General features: G+C 47.5%; 15 protein-coding genes. 4 read left to right on the forward strand and 11 right to left on the reverse strand.

The features are described from left to right. Nucleotides 1-181 precede the first annotated feature (181 nt). The 3 genes from L0Y31_RS17320 to L0Y31_RS17330 all read right to left on the reverse strand — a co-directional run bounded on the left by L0Y31_RS17320 (nucleotide 182) and on the right by L0Y31_RS17330 (nucleotide 3,757). Nucleotides 182-1,285 (reverse strand): Gfo/Idh/MocA family protein, encoded by a 1,104-nt coding sequence (locus L0Y31_RS17320; protein ID WP_234734341.1) that lies wholly within the window; start codon nucleotides 1,283-1,285, stop codon nucleotides 182-184. A 77-nt stretch (nucleotides 1,286-1,362) separates the two neighbouring features. Continuing rightward, complete coding sequence (locus L0Y31_RS17325) at nucleotides 1,363-1,992, reverse strand: gluconate 2-dehydrogenase subunit 3 family protein (RefSeq protein ID WP_234734342.1); 630 nt, start codon at nucleotides 1,990-1,992, stop codon at nucleotides 1,363-1,365. Nucleotides 1,993-2,011: 19 nt separating this feature from the next. Further along, nucleotides 2,012-3,757: a GMC family oxidoreductase gene (locus L0Y31_RS17330; RefSeq protein ID WP_234734343.1), complete on the reverse strand. Its 1,746-nt coding sequence runs from the start codon at nucleotides 3,755-3,757 to the stop codon at nucleotides 2,012-2,014. Between the two features lie 213 nt (nucleotides 3,758-3,970). On the opposite strand from L0Y31_RS17330, the gene L0Y31_RS17335 reads away from it, so the two are divergent. Then, nucleotides 3,971-4,927, forward strand: a complete 957-nt coding sequence (locus L0Y31_RS17335; RefSeq protein WP_234734344.1) for an L-threonylcarbamoyladenylate synthase — start codon at nucleotides 3,971-3,973, stop codon at nucleotides 4,925-4,927. A gap of 43 nt (nucleotides 4,928-4,970) precedes the next feature. On the opposite strand, the gene L0Y31_RS17340 is transcribed toward L0Y31_RS17335, so the two are convergent. Next, entirely contained in the window at nucleotides 4,971-7,016 is a 2,046-nt protein-coding gene (locus L0Y31_RS17340; RefSeq protein ID WP_234734345.1) for a M56 family metallopeptidase, read from the reverse strand. Between the two features lie 37 nt (nucleotides 7,017-7,053). Further along, nucleotides 7,054-7,425, reverse strand: coding sequence for a BlaI/MecI/CopY family transcriptional regulator (locus L0Y31_RS17345; protein ID WP_234734346.1), 372 nt, complete (start codon nucleotides 7,423-7,425; stop codon nucleotides 7,054-7,056). A gap of 218 nt (nucleotides 7,426-7,643) precedes the next feature. On the opposite strand from L0Y31_RS17345, the gene L0Y31_RS17350 reads away from it, so the two are divergent. Then, nucleotides 7,644-9,080 carry a leucine-rich repeat domain-containing protein gene (locus L0Y31_RS17350; protein ID WP_234734347.1) on the forward strand — a complete coding sequence of 479 codons (1,437 nt, stop codon included), beginning with the start codon at nucleotides 7,644-7,646 and terminating at the stop codon, nucleotides 9,078-9,080. Between the two features lie 12 nt (nucleotides 9,081-9,092). Here L0Y31_RS17350 and L0Y31_RS17355 read toward each other — a convergent pair whose 3' ends face one another. After that, nucleotides 9,093-9,608 carry an acyl-CoA thioesterase gene (locus tag L0Y31_RS17355; protein ID WP_234734348.1) on the reverse strand — a complete coding sequence of 172 codons (516 nt, stop codon included), beginning with the start codon at nucleotides 9,606-9,608 and terminating at the stop codon, nucleotides 9,093-9,095. 189 nt (nucleotides 9,609-9,797) lie between these two features. On the opposite strand from L0Y31_RS17355, the gene L0Y31_RS17360 reads away from it, so the two are divergent. Beyond that, nucleotides 9,798-10,247: a DUF2147 domain-containing protein gene (locus L0Y31_RS17360; RefSeq protein WP_234734349.1), complete on the forward strand. Its 450-nt coding sequence runs from the start codon at nucleotides 9,798-9,800 to the stop codon at nucleotides 10,245-10,247. A gap of 73 nt (nucleotides 10,248-10,320) precedes the next feature. Here the strand turns inward: L0Y31_RS17360 and L0Y31_RS17365 are convergent, their stop codons facing one another. Next, a complete protein-coding gene (locus tag L0Y31_RS17365) occupies nucleotides 10,321-10,506 on the reverse strand; it encodes a CsbD family protein (protein ID WP_234734350.1) in 186 nt (61 codons plus the stop codon). Between the two features lie 536 nt (nucleotides 10,507-11,042). Between L0Y31_RS17365 and L0Y31_RS17370 the strand changes: the two genes are divergently transcribed. Beyond that, the gene (locus L0Y31_RS17370) at nucleotides 11,043-11,438 is read left to right on the forward strand and encodes a hypothetical protein (RefSeq protein ID WP_234734351.1); all 396 of its coding nucleotides are present in this window, start codon (nucleotides 11,043-11,045) and stop codon (nucleotides 11,436-11,438) included. 24 nt (nucleotides 11,439-11,462) lie between these two features. Here L0Y31_RS17370 and L0Y31_RS17375 read toward each other — a convergent pair whose 3' ends face one another. The 4 genes from L0Y31_RS17375 to L0Y31_RS17390 form a co-directional block, all read right to left on the reverse strand. Continuing rightward, a complete protein-coding gene (locus tag L0Y31_RS17375) occupies nucleotides 11,463-12,251 on the reverse strand; it encodes an SDR family NAD(P)-dependent oxidoreductase (RefSeq protein WP_234734352.1) in 789 nt (262 codons plus the stop codon). 26 nt (nucleotides 12,252-12,277) lie between these two features. Then, the gene (locus L0Y31_RS17380) at nucleotides 12,278-13,516 is read right to left on the reverse strand and encodes an ROK family protein (RefSeq protein ID WP_234734353.1); all 1,239 of its coding nucleotides are present in this window, start codon (nucleotides 13,514-13,516) and stop codon (nucleotides 12,278-12,280) included. Between the two features lie 22 nt (nucleotides 13,517-13,538). Beyond that, the gene (locus tag L0Y31_RS17385; RefSeq protein ID WP_234734354.1) at nucleotides 13,539-15,239 is read right to left on the reverse strand and encodes an IlvD/Edd family dehydratase; all 1,701 of its coding nucleotides are present in this window, start codon (nucleotides 15,237-15,239) and stop codon (nucleotides 13,539-13,541) included. Between the two features lie 266 nt (nucleotides 15,240-15,505). Next, nucleotides 15,506-16,738 carry a purple acid phosphatase family protein gene (locus L0Y31_RS17390; protein ID WP_234734355.1) on the reverse strand — a complete coding sequence of 411 codons (1,233 nt, stop codon included), beginning with the start codon at nucleotides 16,736-16,738 and terminating at the stop codon, nucleotides 15,506-15,508. Between the last annotated feature and the right edge of the window lie 19 nt (nucleotides 16,739-16,757).

The following is a 16,757-nucleotide window of genomic DNA, read 5'->3' on the forward strand; positions in this document are numbered from 1 at the left end:
ACTTTCTCACCATATTAAATTTACCGTGCGTGTATTTTGCCCAACGCCCCGGCTTTCGTCGGGGTTGTTTGTTTACCTACACCCTGGTCTAACACTGACCTGCACCGGGCGGTTGCTCTGAAGCCCGATGACGATGAAGCCAAAAAGAATTTAAAAACGTTGGAACAGGCAGTTCTGTAAGCTAGGTCAATTTCACGGATTGGCCACTCTTAGCCGCTTTGTAAATGGCTTCGACAATGCGAATGTCCCGCATTCCTTCTTCGCCGGGCGCAATGACGGGTTTATTGCTCATAATTGCCTCAGCATCATCGTCCATTTGCTTGGCCTGCTGCCAGGGCATTTGGTAAGGATGATCAATTTTAATCCCATTCGATGTTTCTCCCTTGACCCCGGAATACCCCTGCCAGGGCTCCATGCGCAGCGACCCTTTTTCACCTGTTACGTACAGATAATTCATGTTCATGCCATAGCTGGTTTGCACGGCAGCCCGCGCTCCGCTTGGGAAGACTAGCTGCGCCATGGTCGTTTCATCAAGACCATTTTTATAGACCTCGGGTCGGGTCGTATACTGTTGAGCAGTCACGGCAATCGGTTCTTCTCCCGTCGCTAATCGAGCACCCTGCAAAACATACACGCCCATATCGTACATCACCCCACCGCCCATTTCTTTCTTCTGCTTCCAATGATCGGTACGGGCGTCGTAGTAACCCGCCGCGCAGCTAACCAGCTTGATCTTTCCAATCTTGCCATCCCGCAACAACTTCACGTATTCCTGCGTATTTGGATCGTGTTGCAGCCGGTAGCCAACAGCTAACGTTCGTTTAGCTTGCTGACAAGCGTTGATCATATCCTGGCATTCCTTTTCCGTCACAGCCATTGGTTTCTCAACCCAGACGTGCTTTCCCGCCTTAGCCGCCCGTACAACATACTCCCGGTGCATGGAAGGCGGCAGAACCACGTAGACTACATCAATATCCGGATTGTTTGCAATCTGATCGAAGTTCTGATAATTGTAGACGTTTTTTTCGGGGATGTTGTATTTCTTCATCCACTGCTCTGCTTTGGAAGGCGTGCCCGTAACGATTCCTGCCAAATAACATTTTTTGGTTTGTTGCAGGGCAGGCGCCAGCAAATCCGTGCTGTAATAACCAAGGCCAACCAATGCTACGCCCAAACGGTCCTTTTTGGGAGACTGAGCTAGTGTAAGCGGTGAAAATAAAGGGCTTGCCGCTAAAGTAACGGCACTCAGGCTAGCTTGTTGCAGGAAAATTCTTCGTGAGGTCATGGTTGGCTTTGGTCATAAAAAAACAGAGGGCTTCCGAAAACAACTGTTTCAAAAACCCTCTGTTTGTCTTTTTTTATCTATTTATCGTAACTCAGGCCGTATTGTTTCAACACGTCTTCCGGGACTCCCTCCCATTGGTTGGGGGTATTTCCCATGTAGCCAAGGTCTTTAATTCCCATCTGGCTGGTAAAAAAACCAGAAGCGACAAAGCCCCGCATCATGTTGAAGAAAGAAACGCCCTGACTCATTCCGGGTTTTACTTTCTCCGGATACGCAATGTCGTCAACCATTTCGATCTGCTGCGCTCTGGTTGCCTGCACGAATTTTTTACCGAAACGTTTAACGCATTGGTTATCAAGCCAGCGAAGTCCACCCCGCATGGGCGTTTGCCAGGTAGGCTGGTCTTTCATCATGAACTCGATAAATGCCGGAACCCCCGCCTGCGTCGCACTTCCCGACCGTTCGTCGGCAGGAATAATGATGTCCGACAGCACAGCTACCGTTTGCAACTCTTGCGGAGTAAAGAACTTCTCAGCCAGCAATTTAGCATCCCGTTCCGCTTCGAATTTCTGCCGACCACCCGGAATTTTTAGCGGAGTAGGTCCCGGTGGCGTTATTATTTTTTCCGCTGCGGCAATCTGAGGATTTAACCCAGCAAAACCTAAGCTGGTGAAGGTTAAAGCTTTGAGAGAATCTCTGCGTTTCATAAGCCTTATTTTTCTGGGTTTAAATATTTTTCTGCTTTACCTGCTCAACGATATAGTCTGACGTACGCATCGAACAGGCCAGAATAGTCCAAGTTACGTTTTTGTCACCCTGCGAAGGGAACGGCGCGGCATCCACAATAAACAGGTTTTTCACATCGTGTGCCTGCTGGAATTTGTTCAGAACCGAGTTTTTAGGATCATTTCCCATCCGGGCCGTACCGACCTCATGGATAATTTTACCCGGCGCTTCGAGGCCATAATTGTTTTCAGGACCAGGTTTTGATCCCAGCGGTATGGCTCCCATGGCGTGCATGATCTCCTCGAACGTATCCTGCATGTGCTTAGCCTGCTTCACTTCGTAATCCGACCATTTGTAATTAAAGCGCAATACCGGGATACCGTATTTATCCACTTTAGTCGGATCGATTTCGCAATAGTTACTTTCCAGAGGAACTGGTTCACCCCGGCCAGCCATGCCAATACCAGCTCCGTAGAACCGCCGGAAATCGTCTTTCAAACCGGCTCCGTAACCACCCGCAGCTTTAGGTTTTCCATCCCGACCCGGCACTAAATTGTTGCGTCCTTCCATGCCAAAGCCAAAACCATACATCGGCATTCCCATTCCGCCACCGTATTCAATGTGGTAACCACGGGGGAAATCCAGCTTTTTGTTATCCAGCCACCAGGGCGTGAAAACGTGCATCCCGCCAACGCCATCTTCGTTGTAGCGCTTGCGATCCATCAGGGACGGAATAAATCCAGAGCGCGAGGCTCCCGTCGAATCGTTCAGGTATTTTCCGACCACGCCGCTTGTATTGGCTAAGCCATTGGAGAAACGAGCCGACTTCGAATTCAGCAACAAACGAGCCGATTCGCAGGCGGATGCGCCCAGCACCACCACTTTCGCCTTTACCTCCATTTCCTGCAATGTCTGCGTATCAACATAGCTCACGCCCGTTGCCAATCCCGTCGCTGGATCTGTCAGGACTTCGCGCACCATGGCGTTCGTAATGAGGTTGACATTGCCTGTTTTTATCGCCGGAATAACCAGTACTGAAGAGGACGAGAAGTCGGCGTAAGCCTGGCAACCCCGACCACATTGCGAGCAGTAGAAGCAAGCGCCCCGTTCATTGTTGATGGGCTTCGTCAGGATAGAAAGCCGCGACGGAATCACCGGAATACCAATGCTCGTTGCCGCTTTTTTAATCATTAATTCATGCAAACGAGGCTTGGGCGGCGGCAGGAAAATGCCATCCGGTTCGTTCTTCATGCCCTCTTTAGAGCCGAAAATTCCAATCAGCCGGTCTACTTTATCATAATACGGAGAAATGTCATCGTAGCCAATTGGCCAGTCTTCTCCGATTCCTGTCATGGATTTACGTCTGAAATCATCCGGAGCAAACCGCAGCGAAATACGTCCCCAGTGGTTGGTCCGTCCGCCGAGCATCCGTGACCGGAACCAGTGAAATTCGGTTCCTGGCTTAGCCGTGTATGGCTCCCCTTCCAGCTCCCAACCACCGTAAGCCGCGTCAAAATCACCGAAAGGGCGGGTTGTCCCTGCCCCACGCCGATGCGACTCATACGACCACTTCAACTGAGTAATATACTTTGGATCAGCAGGATCGTAATAGCCCCCTGCCTCTAGCAAGGCTACTTTTGCCCCTGCTTTCGACAGCATATAGGCTGCCATACCGCCCCCAGCTCCCGACCCAACAATGACAATATCATAGACTACCGGAGCTTTCTTAATTTGAAATACATCCATAGGTTAAGTGATTAGAAACAATCAATCATGCTAATAATGCATAATCGTTCTAAAACTACTATGAATTATCAAATATTTCCAGCGTGTTGATGAAGAATATTAAGCAATGGTGCTTTTAAAATTGGCGTCTATTCAGAGTACGTCTTTACAGGCCTAATTTGGGTTCTGGTGAATGGTACGCGTATTTTTCTCGTTTGCGTTATCTTTGCATCCATGACGCAAATCGGTACGGACATTAATCAGGCAAAACGCCTGCTGGAAAAAGGAGAAGTTGTCGGAATCCCAACTGAAACGGTCTATGGTCTTGCTGCCAACGCGCTGGACACCAATGCCGTTGTTAAGATTTTTGCAGTAAAGAACCGTCCTTCCTTTGATCCGCTGATTGTTCATACTGATTCTCTGGAGAAAGCCGCCGACTTTGTGCAGGACATTCCAGAACTGGCCCAGCGCTTGGCTAATCAATTCTGGCCCGGCCCGTTAACGCTATTGTTACCGAAACGGCCCCTAATTCCCGATCTGGTAACCTCCGGACTTGATACGGTTGCTGTACGGGTGCCCAATCATCCACTTACGCTCGAACTGCTTCGGTCACTTGCGTTTCCGCTAGCCGCTCCCAGTGCCAACCCGTTTGGATACATCAGTCCGACCACGGCCCAGCACGTTGCCGATCAGCTGGGCGATCAGGTTCCGTATATTCTTGATGGAGGGGCCTGTCAGGTGGGAATCGAATCAACGATCATTGGTTTTTCGGCTGAAGGTCCAGTTATTTATCGCCTGGGTGGCATGGCGCTCGAAACGCTTGAAAGTATAGTTGGTCCATTAACTGTTCGCAGCCATTCGACGTCCAACCCAAAGGCACCGGGTATGCTCAGCAGCCACTACGCACCCCGAAAGCCCTTTTTAGTGCAACCCATTGAAAAAGCCCTTGATCAATACGCACCCAACCGCATCGGCGTGCTGGCTTTTCAGGCTCCGATCGCTTCGATTCCAACCGAGAACCAGCGGGTGCTGTCGCCAACCGGCGATCTAGCCGAAGCGACCACACAATTGTTTGCCAGTATGCGCGCACTCGACAAGCTGGATATTGATGTCATTATCGCCGAATTGCTTCCCGATCAGGGTCTGGGTCGCGCCGTTAACGACCGTTTGCGCCGGGCGGCGGTGAAATAACCAAAAGGCCACTTAGACGTAACCAAGCAGCCTTTTTTTGGCTTTATTCCGGCATTGAACGAGCGGGATAGTCCAGCCCGCGCTTCCAGATTGTTCGCTTTTTTAGTATGACAGTAGCAAACTCATGGGCTGCCAACGTCCATTGCCCCTTATCTGTCTGAACGCTATCGATAATCTCCACAATAACATTTCTGCTATGAGATGGCATTTGCGTGCTTGCTTCTTCTCCTTTGGGTACTTTCGGCAGCTGGGCTGGCGCTACTGGCTTGGTGGCCGAAACAGCCTTTCGCCAATCCTGTTCCGTTGGTAGGCGGTCTGGTAACGAAGCGGGTTCTGGTGCTTTGACTGACTTGAACGATTTACTTGGTTTAGCTGGTTGAGGCGCTTTGGGTAATCGGGGAACTTCGGGTGCTACCGGGGATACAAGTATAGGTGGGTTTATTGGCGCTGGTGGAATTGGCACGTCAACTGGTTCAATTATGTCGTCTTCCAGGACTCTTAACTTATGCAGTTTGCTTTGCAAGCGCTCTAACACCATTGCCTGTTTCCAGTGCTCTGCCGAAACTTTTGAGAATTGATCAACGACAAGAGCCAGCGAATCCCTCAATGGCTGAATTTCTTTTTTAACATACTGCTGTAGTTTCTCCACCCCCTGCGTAGGAATGACTAATCCTTTAGATATTACATTTATGCGTTCTTGCTGAGTTTTTATTTTCTCCTGCAACTTGAGCCGATCCATACCATTTGCTTTTTCCAGCTGGCCAGCTATTTGCTCTATTTCAGCCGCCAGTTGTTCTATTTTTTGGTATACTTTTTCATTTACAACGTAGTCGGCTTTTACCAAATACTCGGGTAGGTAGACTTCTTGAGTACTGAGCTTTTCTTGCCATTTCCCTATTGGATCCTCCAAGACCTTAAGCTCTGCCTCGAGCTTTTTCATCGACTCTTCCCGCTGCTCAATTTGGGCTTCCAACGCTTTAATTTTCTCTTGCTCACTCCTCGGCCTCGTTGTGTCTGGATTTACTTTCTCTTGCCCTATCTGTCTGGTTAGAGGCATTTCAAACAGGACTGAATTCATCCCTAAGCGAGCCGAGATAGGCTGTTTACCAATCGCAAGTCCACCCAACAGTACGAAACTAACAATCAGACCAATCACGCTTAAACCAGACGATGAAGGCTCATCGGCTGCTCCCAAAATACGCTTTACCCGATCCAGCAAATGCTGTTTAGATCCACCAAAAGCCAGCGCCAAATTAGGCTGCACAGTCCGCATGGCTTCGACCGCCGCTAAGGTCTGGACATATTCAACTGGCCGGCCTGTTACCTGAATCGCTATCTCATCGCAAAGGTGCTCGCGTTCATCCCGAATTTTAGCCGATAAATACCAGATTGCCGGGTGGTAGAAAAACACTACTTCGACCAAGGACTGAAGTAAATTTACCAGATAATCATATTGCCGAATATGGGCCAGTTCGTGCGCCAATACTGCTTCAATCTGGTGCGCTGAAAGTCCAGTTAACAGGCCCACGGGTAGTAAAATGACTGGTTTGAGCCAGCCGACTGTCATCGGGACGGCTGCTCGAACGGACTCAACTAACTGAACTGAGCGAGAAATTCCCATATCCCGTGCCATGCGGTCCAGGTGGTTTTGCCAGACTGGCGGTATTGCCTGAACTCCTTGCTTTGTCCACCGCTGCACCAACAGCCAGCCTCCCGCCAGGCGAAGTACCAGCACCGTTGCACCAACGAACCAGATTGTTACTATATGAGGCAGGATGCCTTCTAACTGAGTCAGCCAGTTCAGTTTAGTCGTTGAAACTCCTACCAATTGCGTACCCTTACCTACCTCACTGAGGGCAAAAGTCGGCACAGACAAGCGTGGTTCATAGACGATAGCAAATGTTACCAAAAAGGCCAGGAGCTGCACCGCTAACGTTACCACGCTCAAGGTATAGCGAGTACCGGTCTGCCTCTTTCGCCAGACCAGCGTCCAGAGGGCAACTAAGATAAAGCCTTGCCAAAGCGAATGGAACAATGCCCAGCCAAACGCCGCTACGATGTTGTCGGGTATGATAGGAAGATAGTTCATGAGTATGTCGCTTAAAATTTTTGATGTCTAGACTTAATCAGGAAGATTTTTTACTAAGCTGATCAATGAGTTTCTGAATCTCGTCCAACTCTTCTTTAGACGTTTTAGAATTACCTAATGCCTGCATCACTAGCTGAGCCGCCGAACCACGAAAGGTAGTTTCAACAAATCGATCAAGCAGGTTTTGGCGCGTGTCCCCTTCGGTAACCAGAGCGGTATAAATATGGTAGCGTCCCTCCTCCGTCCGGCTTAGCAAGTTTTTCTCGTGCATAATCTGCATGAGTTTCAGCGTCGTTGTATAACCCACCTCTTTGCTTCGACTTAATTCCTCATTTACTTGCCGCACCGTGCTGGGACCCTTGGCCCAAATAACTTGTAAAATCTCTAATTCTGAGTCAGTTGGCTTCATATACCTACATGAAATAAATAGCAAACAATAAGTTTGATTCTTTATACGAATCACTTCGTAGCAAATATATACGAAAGAATTTGTAGAAGTCAAGTTACCTACGAAATATTTCGTAATTAAATGTTAGTTTCTTTTTCAAGTTTAATTTTTTTGGAAAATTTGCGCTTCTACTATTTTTATAGTTACTTACCTAAAGTTTACGTTACTTCCTTACTACGATGAAAACTGCCCTGACTTTCATTCTGCTTTTGATTTCCGGTTATTCGTTCGCTCAATCGGTCTGCCTAACGCCTGATGAGCACAAAACACAACGCAAGCAATTGGAGAAGAACTACCTGGAATCGCAGGCATTATTTCCGGAAATTAAGAATCGGCAATTACAACTCGGCGGGTTTTACGCGATGAGTTTTGATGAGCGTCGTTTACTGGCAGCGACCGAAAAATTTCAGAAGGAAGCACAAAAGGTTTTTCAGCAGCTTGCCTTCATTCAGAATAGCTCTTTCGCTTGCTATGTGTCCCTGTATATAAAACCAAACGGAGCTATTGATCAGGCAGCGTATGAATTTATAGGCACTGCCCCAACAGCAAATCAGGCGGCACAAATTCAGGAGACCTTCTGCAATTGGTTAAGCACCTATCAATATACATTTACGGCAACGAGCGCTTTTCGAGTAAGAACCTTCATCTCGCTTAAAAAAGAAAAGTTAGTCAAGGTTGCCCTCAAGCCAAACACAATTACGACCCTGGAACAGGCACAGCTCACGACCCGACCCGACACAGTTAAAAGGCTTTCGCTGATGAAAATGGGATTGACGGAAGTTCCCGAAGTTGTTTACCGATTTACGAATGTGCAGGAGCTTGATTTAAGCGGAAATGAGCTTAGCCGAATTCCAGAAGGTGTTTTTACATTGCCAAAGCTTAAACGCTTGTATTTAGTAGGCAACCGCCTCAAGGCCGAAACCTTGCAAATTCCAGAAGACAATCATTTGACTTTTCTGAGCCTGCAGTACAACCAGTTAAGCCGGGTTCCCGAATCGGTTGCCAATTGCCGACGGCTAACTAGTTTATGGCTGGGACACAATCAATTTTCAGCGGGTTTAAATATGGAGCCGCTTTTAAAACTAAAGCGCCTACGGGATCTAAACCTCTATAATGCCGGTTTATCGAGCCTACCGGAAGAAATTGGCCGCCTGAAAAAACTCCAGATTCTGGATTTATACCATAATAAGCTTCAGAGCCTTCCCGATAAAATTTGCCGCCTGCGCCGGTTGCAGCAACTGGCCGTTTCCGAGAACAAGTTAGGCGAACTCCCCAAGCGCCTGAACCGAATGCGTCGGCTGGAAAAACTTTATGCGCACCATAACTACCTGGCGAGCTTACCTACTAAGCTTTACCGGGCCCGCCGTCTGCAACTTATTAGCCTCAGTAACAATGCTTTCAGCTACGTTCCAGAATCGTTGTTGCGCCTAAAAGCCCTGAGAGACCTGGATATGGGCAACAACCGCATACAGGAGCTTCCGGCAGGTTTCACTAATCTTCCGAGGCTGGAAAAACTTTATCTACGCGGAAATCCACTCACGGGCGAAGAGCAAATTTCGGTGGCCATGCCGGTAATCCATAAATTGGAAGGCAACAAGACTGAGGTATTTTATTAGCCCTTATCGAACCTATAGAGACAGACTTTCTTTAATGCTTTTAATACGGCTTGTAAAATCCAAGTTGTGAAAATCTACGTTTCGGGCGCAGATCGTTTCTAGAAACTCCGTCACGGCTGGCTCGTGCGGAACGCGTTTCCCGGTGACGATGCTCACGTATTTTGAGGTGGTCCAAAGCACATTTTTCAACTGGTGGCCAGCATCATCCGTCATGTATGATTCCGTGACCATGGTATCTTCGTTATAAAAAATAACCCGTGATCGGATCCGAATCCACTCGCTCACTAAGGCAGGTCGTACGTATGCAATCTGGTGCTGATAAACAACCCAACTTGTCTTAAACTCCCGAAACAACTGCCCATAATCAAAGCCATACTGTTTGGCCACCTGGTCTTCCCTGGCGTTGAAATAATAGTCGAAATACTTACCATTATTAAGGTGCTGAAGTGGGTCGCAGTCCTGAAAGCGAACAATTATCCGTGACTCTACTTCAGTAGGATAATTTTTATTGGGATCTCGTTTAAACATTTTCTTCGCGAATTACTCTAACAACTGCGCAGGGCACAAAATTAGTTTTAATAATCAAAATCCTTAACGCTTCGGTTATACAAGCAGGAGAAATGGGGTATTTGAACCTAATTCGTACTTTTTTGCATCTTTGTATTTATTCACCTTAAAGTTACCATGTACAAATTTAAACAATCAATTAAACAATTAATGACTCTTCGCTGGTTGGTTGCAGCCATTGTGCTGGTTACTATTCAAACCGCTTATACTCCAAAAAATACTAACCCTGATGCCGTAGTTGGCACGTGGCTTAACGGAACCAAGCGTGGTCATATTCAGATTTACAAACAGGGTAACAAATACTTTGGTAAGCTGATCTGGCTGAAAGACCCCAACGATCCAGCAACCAACAAGCCTAAAACAGATACCAAAAATCCTAACCCTGCATTACGAAACCGTGCGCTGATGGGGCTGGATGTAATGAAAGGCTTTATCTATGACGGCGATAACGTGTGGGATGAAGGCAAAATATACAATCCTGAAGATGGCAAGGAGTACAGCTGCAAGATGACGTTAAAGAATGCCAATACGCTTGACGTTAGAGGCTTTATAGGCATTTCTCTGTTGGGTAAAACCCAAACCTGGACCAAAGTTCAATAACGTTTACGGGTAAACGTTTAAAGGCCTAAGCGGGTACCCGCTTAGGCCTTTAAACGTTTATTGTGACTCTGTTTTACAGATCAGCAATCATCTTTCTAACTTCATCTTTTGTTTTGCCTGTCTTTTGTTGCAAACGACCGTATAGCTCGTCTTCCTGGCCTTCAGCGTAGGTTAGATCGTCATCGGTCAAGTCACCGTATGCTTGTTTCAGTTTTCCCTTTACTTCATTCCAGCGACCTTTTAGTGTTGTCTCGTTCATGGCTTTATTTATCTATGGTTATAGGAAATGCCCGCTTTACGGGTTGAGCAAAGCGCTCATATATACTAACCAACGTTAAGCCAAAACTGTTAAAAAATCTTCTAAAACGCCTTTTTGCGGTCTATTCTCAAAAAAAATAAAATATTTTTTCGCTTTATTAGCTCTTGATAATCAGACATCAATTCCTAAATAACAGCCATTTATTGATCCGGTATCCCAAAAGGAGAAAACCGATTATTAAGTTTTTCTTGCATTTCTTTTAATTTACGACAAGTAAGGTTAATTTTAGCTAGTTAACCTTTATTTTTTGTCTGCTTAGAAGCTCTTTTTTGTATTTTTTGGCTACTCCAAAAGGCACTAGAGTCTTACTTTCTTGCGGGTAATTAAAGAAAATCCATTTGTTTACGCATCATCTATTATAGCCCTTGTATGTTACCTTTTTCGGCTTGCACAGTCATTTTAGTAAGGAAATCGGCCTGGGTTTGGCACAGATATTGCCCCAACAGCGGTAAACATTCAACATGCATTTGGTAAAGATGAATCCATCCATCCCACCCTCGGTAAACGATAATGAAGTTCCGTCCGATGTATTAGCGAAATGGGGGCAAGCTGCTCAGGAGCTTTACAATCGTTATCATCTGCTCAACGATATTGATCTGTACGTTAAGCAGTCACCCCTTGATGAAGCCAGTAGTTTGATGTTTAAGGAGCTTCATCATATCCTGGTAGAAACAATGGTGAATCTGACCGAAGATATGCCTTCCCGTCCTGACGAAGATGAAAGTAAATTAACCCCTGAAGAGTCCCAGGCGCTTTCGCTTCAGCTTTGGAAGCACACGCAATTTATCAACTCGAAAATAAGCCAGGTTGACGCTGGCCTCGAGCAACTGTACAAACAGTATCCTCAATTACCAAAACTCCCTACTGAGTAATTTGGCCAATTATTTTTACGCTCTTTAAACGGGCGGCGGACTCACGGCAGTCCAGCCCCCATCAACAACAAGGCTTTGCCCTGTAATGTGGCGCGAAGCAGGTGAAAGTAAAAACAAGGCGGCGTTAGCTATGTCATAAACCGTTGCAGGGCGGCCCATTGGCGTAATTTTAGACCAAATTGGAATGTAGGTCGGATCGTTAATGGTCCGCTCGGTCTGTGTGGCACCGGGGGCAATGGCGTTTATATTGATGCCATGCGGGGATAAATCGATCACTAAATTTTTGGCGAGCATTTCCAAAGCAGCTTTGGTCATGCCATACGCCGTCAGCCCCGGATGCGCCTGATGCCCAACAACGGACGACATCAACACAATACTGCCCCCTTCTCCCTGCTTTCGCATTTGGCGGGCAGCGGCCTGTGTCAGAAAAAAACTACCCCGCAGGTTGAGGTCTACGACACGTTGAAAATCAGTGGCTTTGTAACTGAAAAAGTCGCCGAAAATGGTAATTCCGGCATTCGCAACCACTAGCGTTAGTTTGCCAAAGGTGGTTATGGCTTTTTCTACTAACTGATCCAGAAAATCAACATCGGACGCATCACCGGAAAAAGCGATGCACAATCCCGGGTTAATAGCCGTCGCTTCTGCATTGACAATCTGATTTACTGCTTTTTCGGTTAATTCCGGATCCAGGTCGTTCAAGACAACGGCAGCTCCATGACGCGCCAGTTCGTGGGCAATCGCAAAGCCAATACCTTGCCCCGCCCCGGTTACAATAGCGACTTGGCCCTGAAAAGTATGTATATTACTCATTCACTCTTTAGTCAATCGGCGGATTCTTATTTACTTTCCAACACCTGCTCCATCACGTAAGCCTGCGTTCCGTATAGTTTTGCCATTTCTGCCATCTGCGAAATCTCAATTGTCAAATTATTCTTGAAATCAGTCAGGCAGAATTTATGAATGGCCTGTTCCAGCGGATTAGTAATAAAGCGTTCTGCTTTAGCCAGTACTCCGTCAATGATAATAATTTCCGGGTTAAACAACTGCACCGCAATGGCCAGACCTTTTCCGAGTTCCATACCAATGTCATAGAGCAAATCAATCGAATAGCTATCGCCCTGCTTGGCCGCCTGGATTACCTTTTCTACGTCCACCTCATCCAGATTATCCTTGTATTCAATCAGTTTCGTAACTTGACCTGCTTCCAATTCTTTCCGCACGCGTTTAACAAGTGAAGAAGCCGACGCGAGGGTATCCAGACAGCCGACCTTACCGCAGTGGCATAGCTCCCCATCGGGTTTCAACTGGATGTGGCCAAGCTCCCCGGCAAAGCCCGACGCCCCCTGAAAGACCTCTCCGTTTAGCAGGATACCAAGCCCAACGCCCCAATCGATGTTGATGGAAAAAACATAATTTTTGCCTTTAGCCAGCCCAAATCGGTGTTCGCCTAAAACGGTCGCTTTGGTGTCATTGATGATGTAAATTGGCGTTTGGAAATGATCTTCCAGTAACTTCCCAAACGATATATTGGGAGAATTCAGCTTCTTGTACGTGTAATTGACCCCTAGAGCCGGGTTGATTAGGCCCGGCATGGCCACACCAATGGCCAAAATATCCGAAGCATCCACCGCTGCTTCCTGCAGAAAGGTTTCGGTGTATTTGTACAAATCCTTTAGGTAGGCGGTGCTATCAATCAGTTGCAGGCTAACTTCGTGACGAGCGATAATCTGGTTATTCAGGTTAAAAATAATCAACTTGGTATCGTGCGTATTGATATCCAATATCAGGATTAAATGCCGGTAAGGATTTAAGCCAAATAACACGGGTTTGCGGCCAAATTGCGCTTCGCCAGTCCCTATTTCCAGCAACCATTTTTCACCAATCAGTTCTTCTATCAGGGTAGTTATGGACGGAACACTGGCATGCAGTAAACGGGCTAAATGGGCAATCGTAGAAGTCCCCGACTTATATAACTCCCTGATTATTCTATTCTTAAGCCGGTTTTTCTTAATATCGACTACAGACTCTCTACTGGTTAACTCCGGTTCCGAAATGCTCTTTTCTACCACAGACATAGATTAATCTATAATATGTAAATTAATGCGAATCTCTCTTTACCACGGGTCCTGAACCGCCGCGCAGAAAATCAAGATCAGCGCCTTCATGGGCTTGGGTGACATGCCGAATATACAGCCCTACATAACCCCGGTCATAGCCCAGCGCAACGGGTTGAAAAGAGGCAAGCCGACGGGCCAGTTCTTCGTCATCCACGTGCAGGTGTAAAAGCCGCTTGTCTACATCCAGCGTAATCAAATCACCGTCCCGCACCAAAGCCAGATTCCCGCCAACAGCCGCCTCGGGCGATACGTGAAGCACCACCGTTCCGAAGCCCGTACCGCTCATACGACCGTCCGAAATTCGGACCATATCGTGTACACCCTGCGCCAGAATTTTAGCCGGTAGCTGCATATTGCCTACTTCAGGCATGCCGGGATACCCTCTAGGACCCACATTTTTCAGGACCATCACGCAGGATGGATCGATATCCAGATCTGGATCATCAACCCGTGCTTTGTAATCATCAATATTTTCAAAGACAACGGCGCGGCCCGTATGCTGCATGAGCTCGGGAGAAGCCGCCGATGGCTTCAGCACCGCACCATTCGGACAGAGATTTCCTTTTAGTACGGCAATGCCCGATTCCGGTTTAAACGGCTTTTCAACGCTGGCGATTACGGTTGGGTCGTAGCATTTGGCCTCGGCGCAGTTTTCACCAATTGTATGTCCGTTGATTGTCATGGCATCGTTGTGCAGAAACTGGCGCAATTCACGGATAATGGCCGGTAAACCTCCCGCATAGAACAAATCTTCGACAAAATGCTCTCCTGATGGCTGCAAATTGGCCAGCAACGGAATTTGGGCCGACAAGCGATCAAAGTCGTCGATATTCAGGTCAACGCCCATGCGCCCGGCGATAGCCAGCATATGAATGATAAAATTGGTGGAGCCTCCCAGCGCCGCATTAACCATGATGGCATTTTCAAAAGCCTGGCGAGTTAAAATATCAGACGGTTTGATGTTCGCTTTCACGAGTTCAACGGCCTGCATACCCGATAAATGGGCCAATACTTTTCGGCGGGAATCCGCAGCCGGAATGGTGGCATTATCGGGCAAAGCCAGCCCCAGCGACTCAACCATTGCGGCCATTGTAGAAGCGGTTCCCATTACGGCGCAATGTCCCTGGCTTCGGGCCATACAGGCTTCGGCGGCCACGAATTCCGCCTGAGACATCTGCCCCGTTTTAAAATCTTCGGCAAAGCGCCAAAGGTCACTGGTTCCAATTTTACGGCCCTGGTAACGCCCCGCCAACATAGGGCCACCCGATACAACCAGCGTTGGCAAATCCACGCTACAAGCGCCCATCACCAGCGAGGGCGTCGTTTTATCGCAGCCACACAGCAATACTACACCGTCGATGGAATTCCCCCGAATGCTTTCTTCTACATCCATGCTGGCCAGATTCCGAAACAGCATGGCCGTTGGTTTGATCTGGCATTCGCCCAAGGACATTACCGGAAATTCGAGCGGAAACCCGCCCGCTTCCCAGACGCCCCGCTTGACCGCTTCGGCTAATTCTCGGAAATGAGCGTTGCAGGGAGTTAACTCCGACCAGGTATTGCAGATGCCGATAACTGGTTTACCTTCAAAAAGATGATGAGGGAAGCCCTGGTTTTTCATCCAGGCGCGGTAAATAAAGCCGTCTTTTCCAGTCCGGCCAAACCATTCTTGGGAACGCATGAAACTGTCTAAAAAGTCAATACAAAGAGTTTAGACGGTTAATTTAGGAAGTTTATGTTGATCTTTTTAAACTATTTCATTTTTGGTCAACTTTGGAAGATTTATTTTTCATTCGTTCATAAAGACTTAGCTGCTTCAGCGCTTTCCAAGATCACTTTGCTATCCCCTAAGCATAACTACTCAACGTACGTCAAGAAACAGCCTAAATTTGCGGTTCCAATTTCTTTCGCGATAAATCTCTTTTCTTTTTGGTTTACTAGAGAAGTCTAGCGTTTTGCTGCGATTTGATAAGCACCAACTTCCTGACCATCATCGCGTAGCATGCTTAAATTCAGCCTCTTTGCATCCGCTTTTAGTTTGATCAACGTCCGGCTTCCGTCCTTCGAACCTCCACCAATAACGATGGGATACGCATGCTGGCCGGCAACGGGTTCGTGAACGCCGTATTTGTGCGTATGCCCACTGATGCACAGGTCAACTTTGTGTTTATTGAATAAGGGCGTGAATAGCTGCTGGCAATGAGTAGGCCCGTGCCAACCGTTGTGATAGAAGGTTGGAATGTGCATCAGAACCACCCGGTATGTTGCTTTTTTAAACTCCTTGCTTTGCATGACCTGATCGACCCAGCGAGCCTGTTCCGCCCGGTAGCCGTCAAAATCGACAATGCCTGCGTATACTGGTTCAGCATCGGGCTTGTCTTCACCCGTATCGATGACCGTAAAATGAACTGGCCCCCAGGTGTAACTAAAGTACTGGCGTCCCTGCGGATTGCCAAAGTAATGCTGCAGTTCGCTCCGGTATTTGCCGCGCGTTTCGTGATTTCCCCGAACAAACATAAAGGGAATTTCCCGGGCAAAACCAGCCGAGCAGGGCGCTAGCATGTGGTCAATGATTTGCTGTTCATCGGTTTGGTAATCAAACATGTCGCCGTTGAAAAACACAAAATCGACAGGGTCATTTCCTTTAAGGCTGAGCAAATGCGTGATCGTCTCGGGGCGGTCATGAACGTCATTCATAATCAAACAACGCACGGCCTGAGGCGATACGGCAGGAGTCGTAAAGCTATACGTATCGCTTTCGATGGTATTACCGTAAGTCAATTTATACGGCTTGAATTCCGCGATCTCCTTTGAAAAAACGCGGTAGTAGTACTTTGTCGCGGGCTTAAGGTGATTTAGCTTAATTTGATTAATTCGGTTGTAGGCGTCAATGATTCCGTCGGTAGACCGGTGGGCTTTGGTGCCCAACGCGCTTGTTTCGCCGTACTCAACCCAGCTGTAAGAAGGTAAGTTAGCAATCCACATCACCGTCATCGAATCCGGAGCGGGTTGCTGCAAATAAGGTTCTGACAGAAATACGTGGCCTTTTTCGGCGCTGGGCGATTGCAGCGTTGGCTGGGCGGCTAAAACCGCTGGGGGCAATACACTGCCCAGTGTACCAACAGCACCCAGGTTCTTTAAAAAACGTCTCCGGTTTGAGGAATGCTCCGACTTGTTCATGGCAAATAAGGATTGTGCA

It is taken from the genome of Tellurirhabdus bombi, from assembly GCF_021484805.1.
Lineage (GTDB): Bacteria > Bacteroidota > Bacteroidia > Cytophagales > Spirosomataceae > Tellurirhabdus > Tellurirhabdus bombi.

Bases quoted from the DNA above. Each gene is read 5' to 3' on its own strand.
- L0Y31_RS17330 (WP_234734343.1), bottom strand. From the start codon at position 3,757: ATGGATGTATTTCAAATTAAGAAAGCTCCGGTAGTCTATGATATTGTC.
- L0Y31_RS17370 (WP_234734351.1), top strand. From the start codon at position 11,043: ATGAATCCATCCATCCCACCCTCGGTAAACGATAATGAAGTTCCGTCC.
- L0Y31_RS17325 (WP_234734342.1), bottom strand. From the start codon at position 1,992: ATGAAACGCAGAGATTCTCTCAAAGCTTTAACCTTCACCAGCTTAGGT.
- L0Y31_RS17375 (WP_234734352.1), bottom strand. From the start codon at position 12,251: ATGAGTAATATACATACTTTTCAGGGCCAAGTCGCTATTGTAACCGGG.
- L0Y31_RS17320 (WP_234734341.1), bottom strand. From the start codon at position 1,285: ATGACCTCACGAAGAATTTTCCTGCAACAAGCTAGCCTGAGTGCCGTT.
- L0Y31_RS17380 (WP_234734353.1), bottom strand. From the start codon at position 13,516: ATGTCTGTGGTAGAAAAGAGCATTTCGGAACCGGAGTTAACCAGTAGA.
- L0Y31_RS17390 (WP_234734355.1), bottom strand. From the start codon at position 16,738: ATGAACAAGTCGGAGCATTCCTCAAACCGGAGACGTTTTTTAAAGAAC.
- L0Y31_RS17345 (WP_234734346.1), bottom strand. From the start codon at position 7,425: ATGAAGCCAACTGACTCAGAATTAGAGATTTTACAAGTTATTTGGGCC.
- L0Y31_RS17340 (WP_234734345.1), bottom strand. From the start codon at position 7,016: ATGAACTATCTTCCTATCATACCCGACAACATCGTAGCGGCGTTTGGC.
- L0Y31_RS17355 (WP_234734348.1), bottom strand. From the start codon at position 9,608: ATGTTTAAACGAGATCCCAATAAAAATTATCCTACTGAAGTAGAGTCA.
- L0Y31_RS17385 (WP_234734354.1), bottom strand. From the start codon at position 15,239: ATGCGTTCCCAAGAATGGTTTGGCCGGACTGGAAAAGACGGCTTTATT.
- L0Y31_RS17350 (WP_234734347.1), top strand. From the start codon at position 7,644: ATGAAAACTGCCCTGACTTTCATTCTGCTTTTGATTTCCGGTTATTCG.
- L0Y31_RS17335 (WP_234734344.1), top strand. From the start codon at position 3,971: ATGACGCAAATCGGTACGGACATTAATCAGGCAAAACGCCTGCTGGAA.
- L0Y31_RS17365 (WP_234734350.1), bottom strand. From the start codon at position 10,506: ATGAACGAGACAACACTAAAAGGTCGCTGGAATGAAGTAAAGGGAAAA.
- L0Y31_RS17360 (WP_234734349.1), top strand. From the start codon at position 9,798: ATGACTCTTCGCTGGTTGGTTGCAGCCATTGTGCTGGTTACTATTCAA.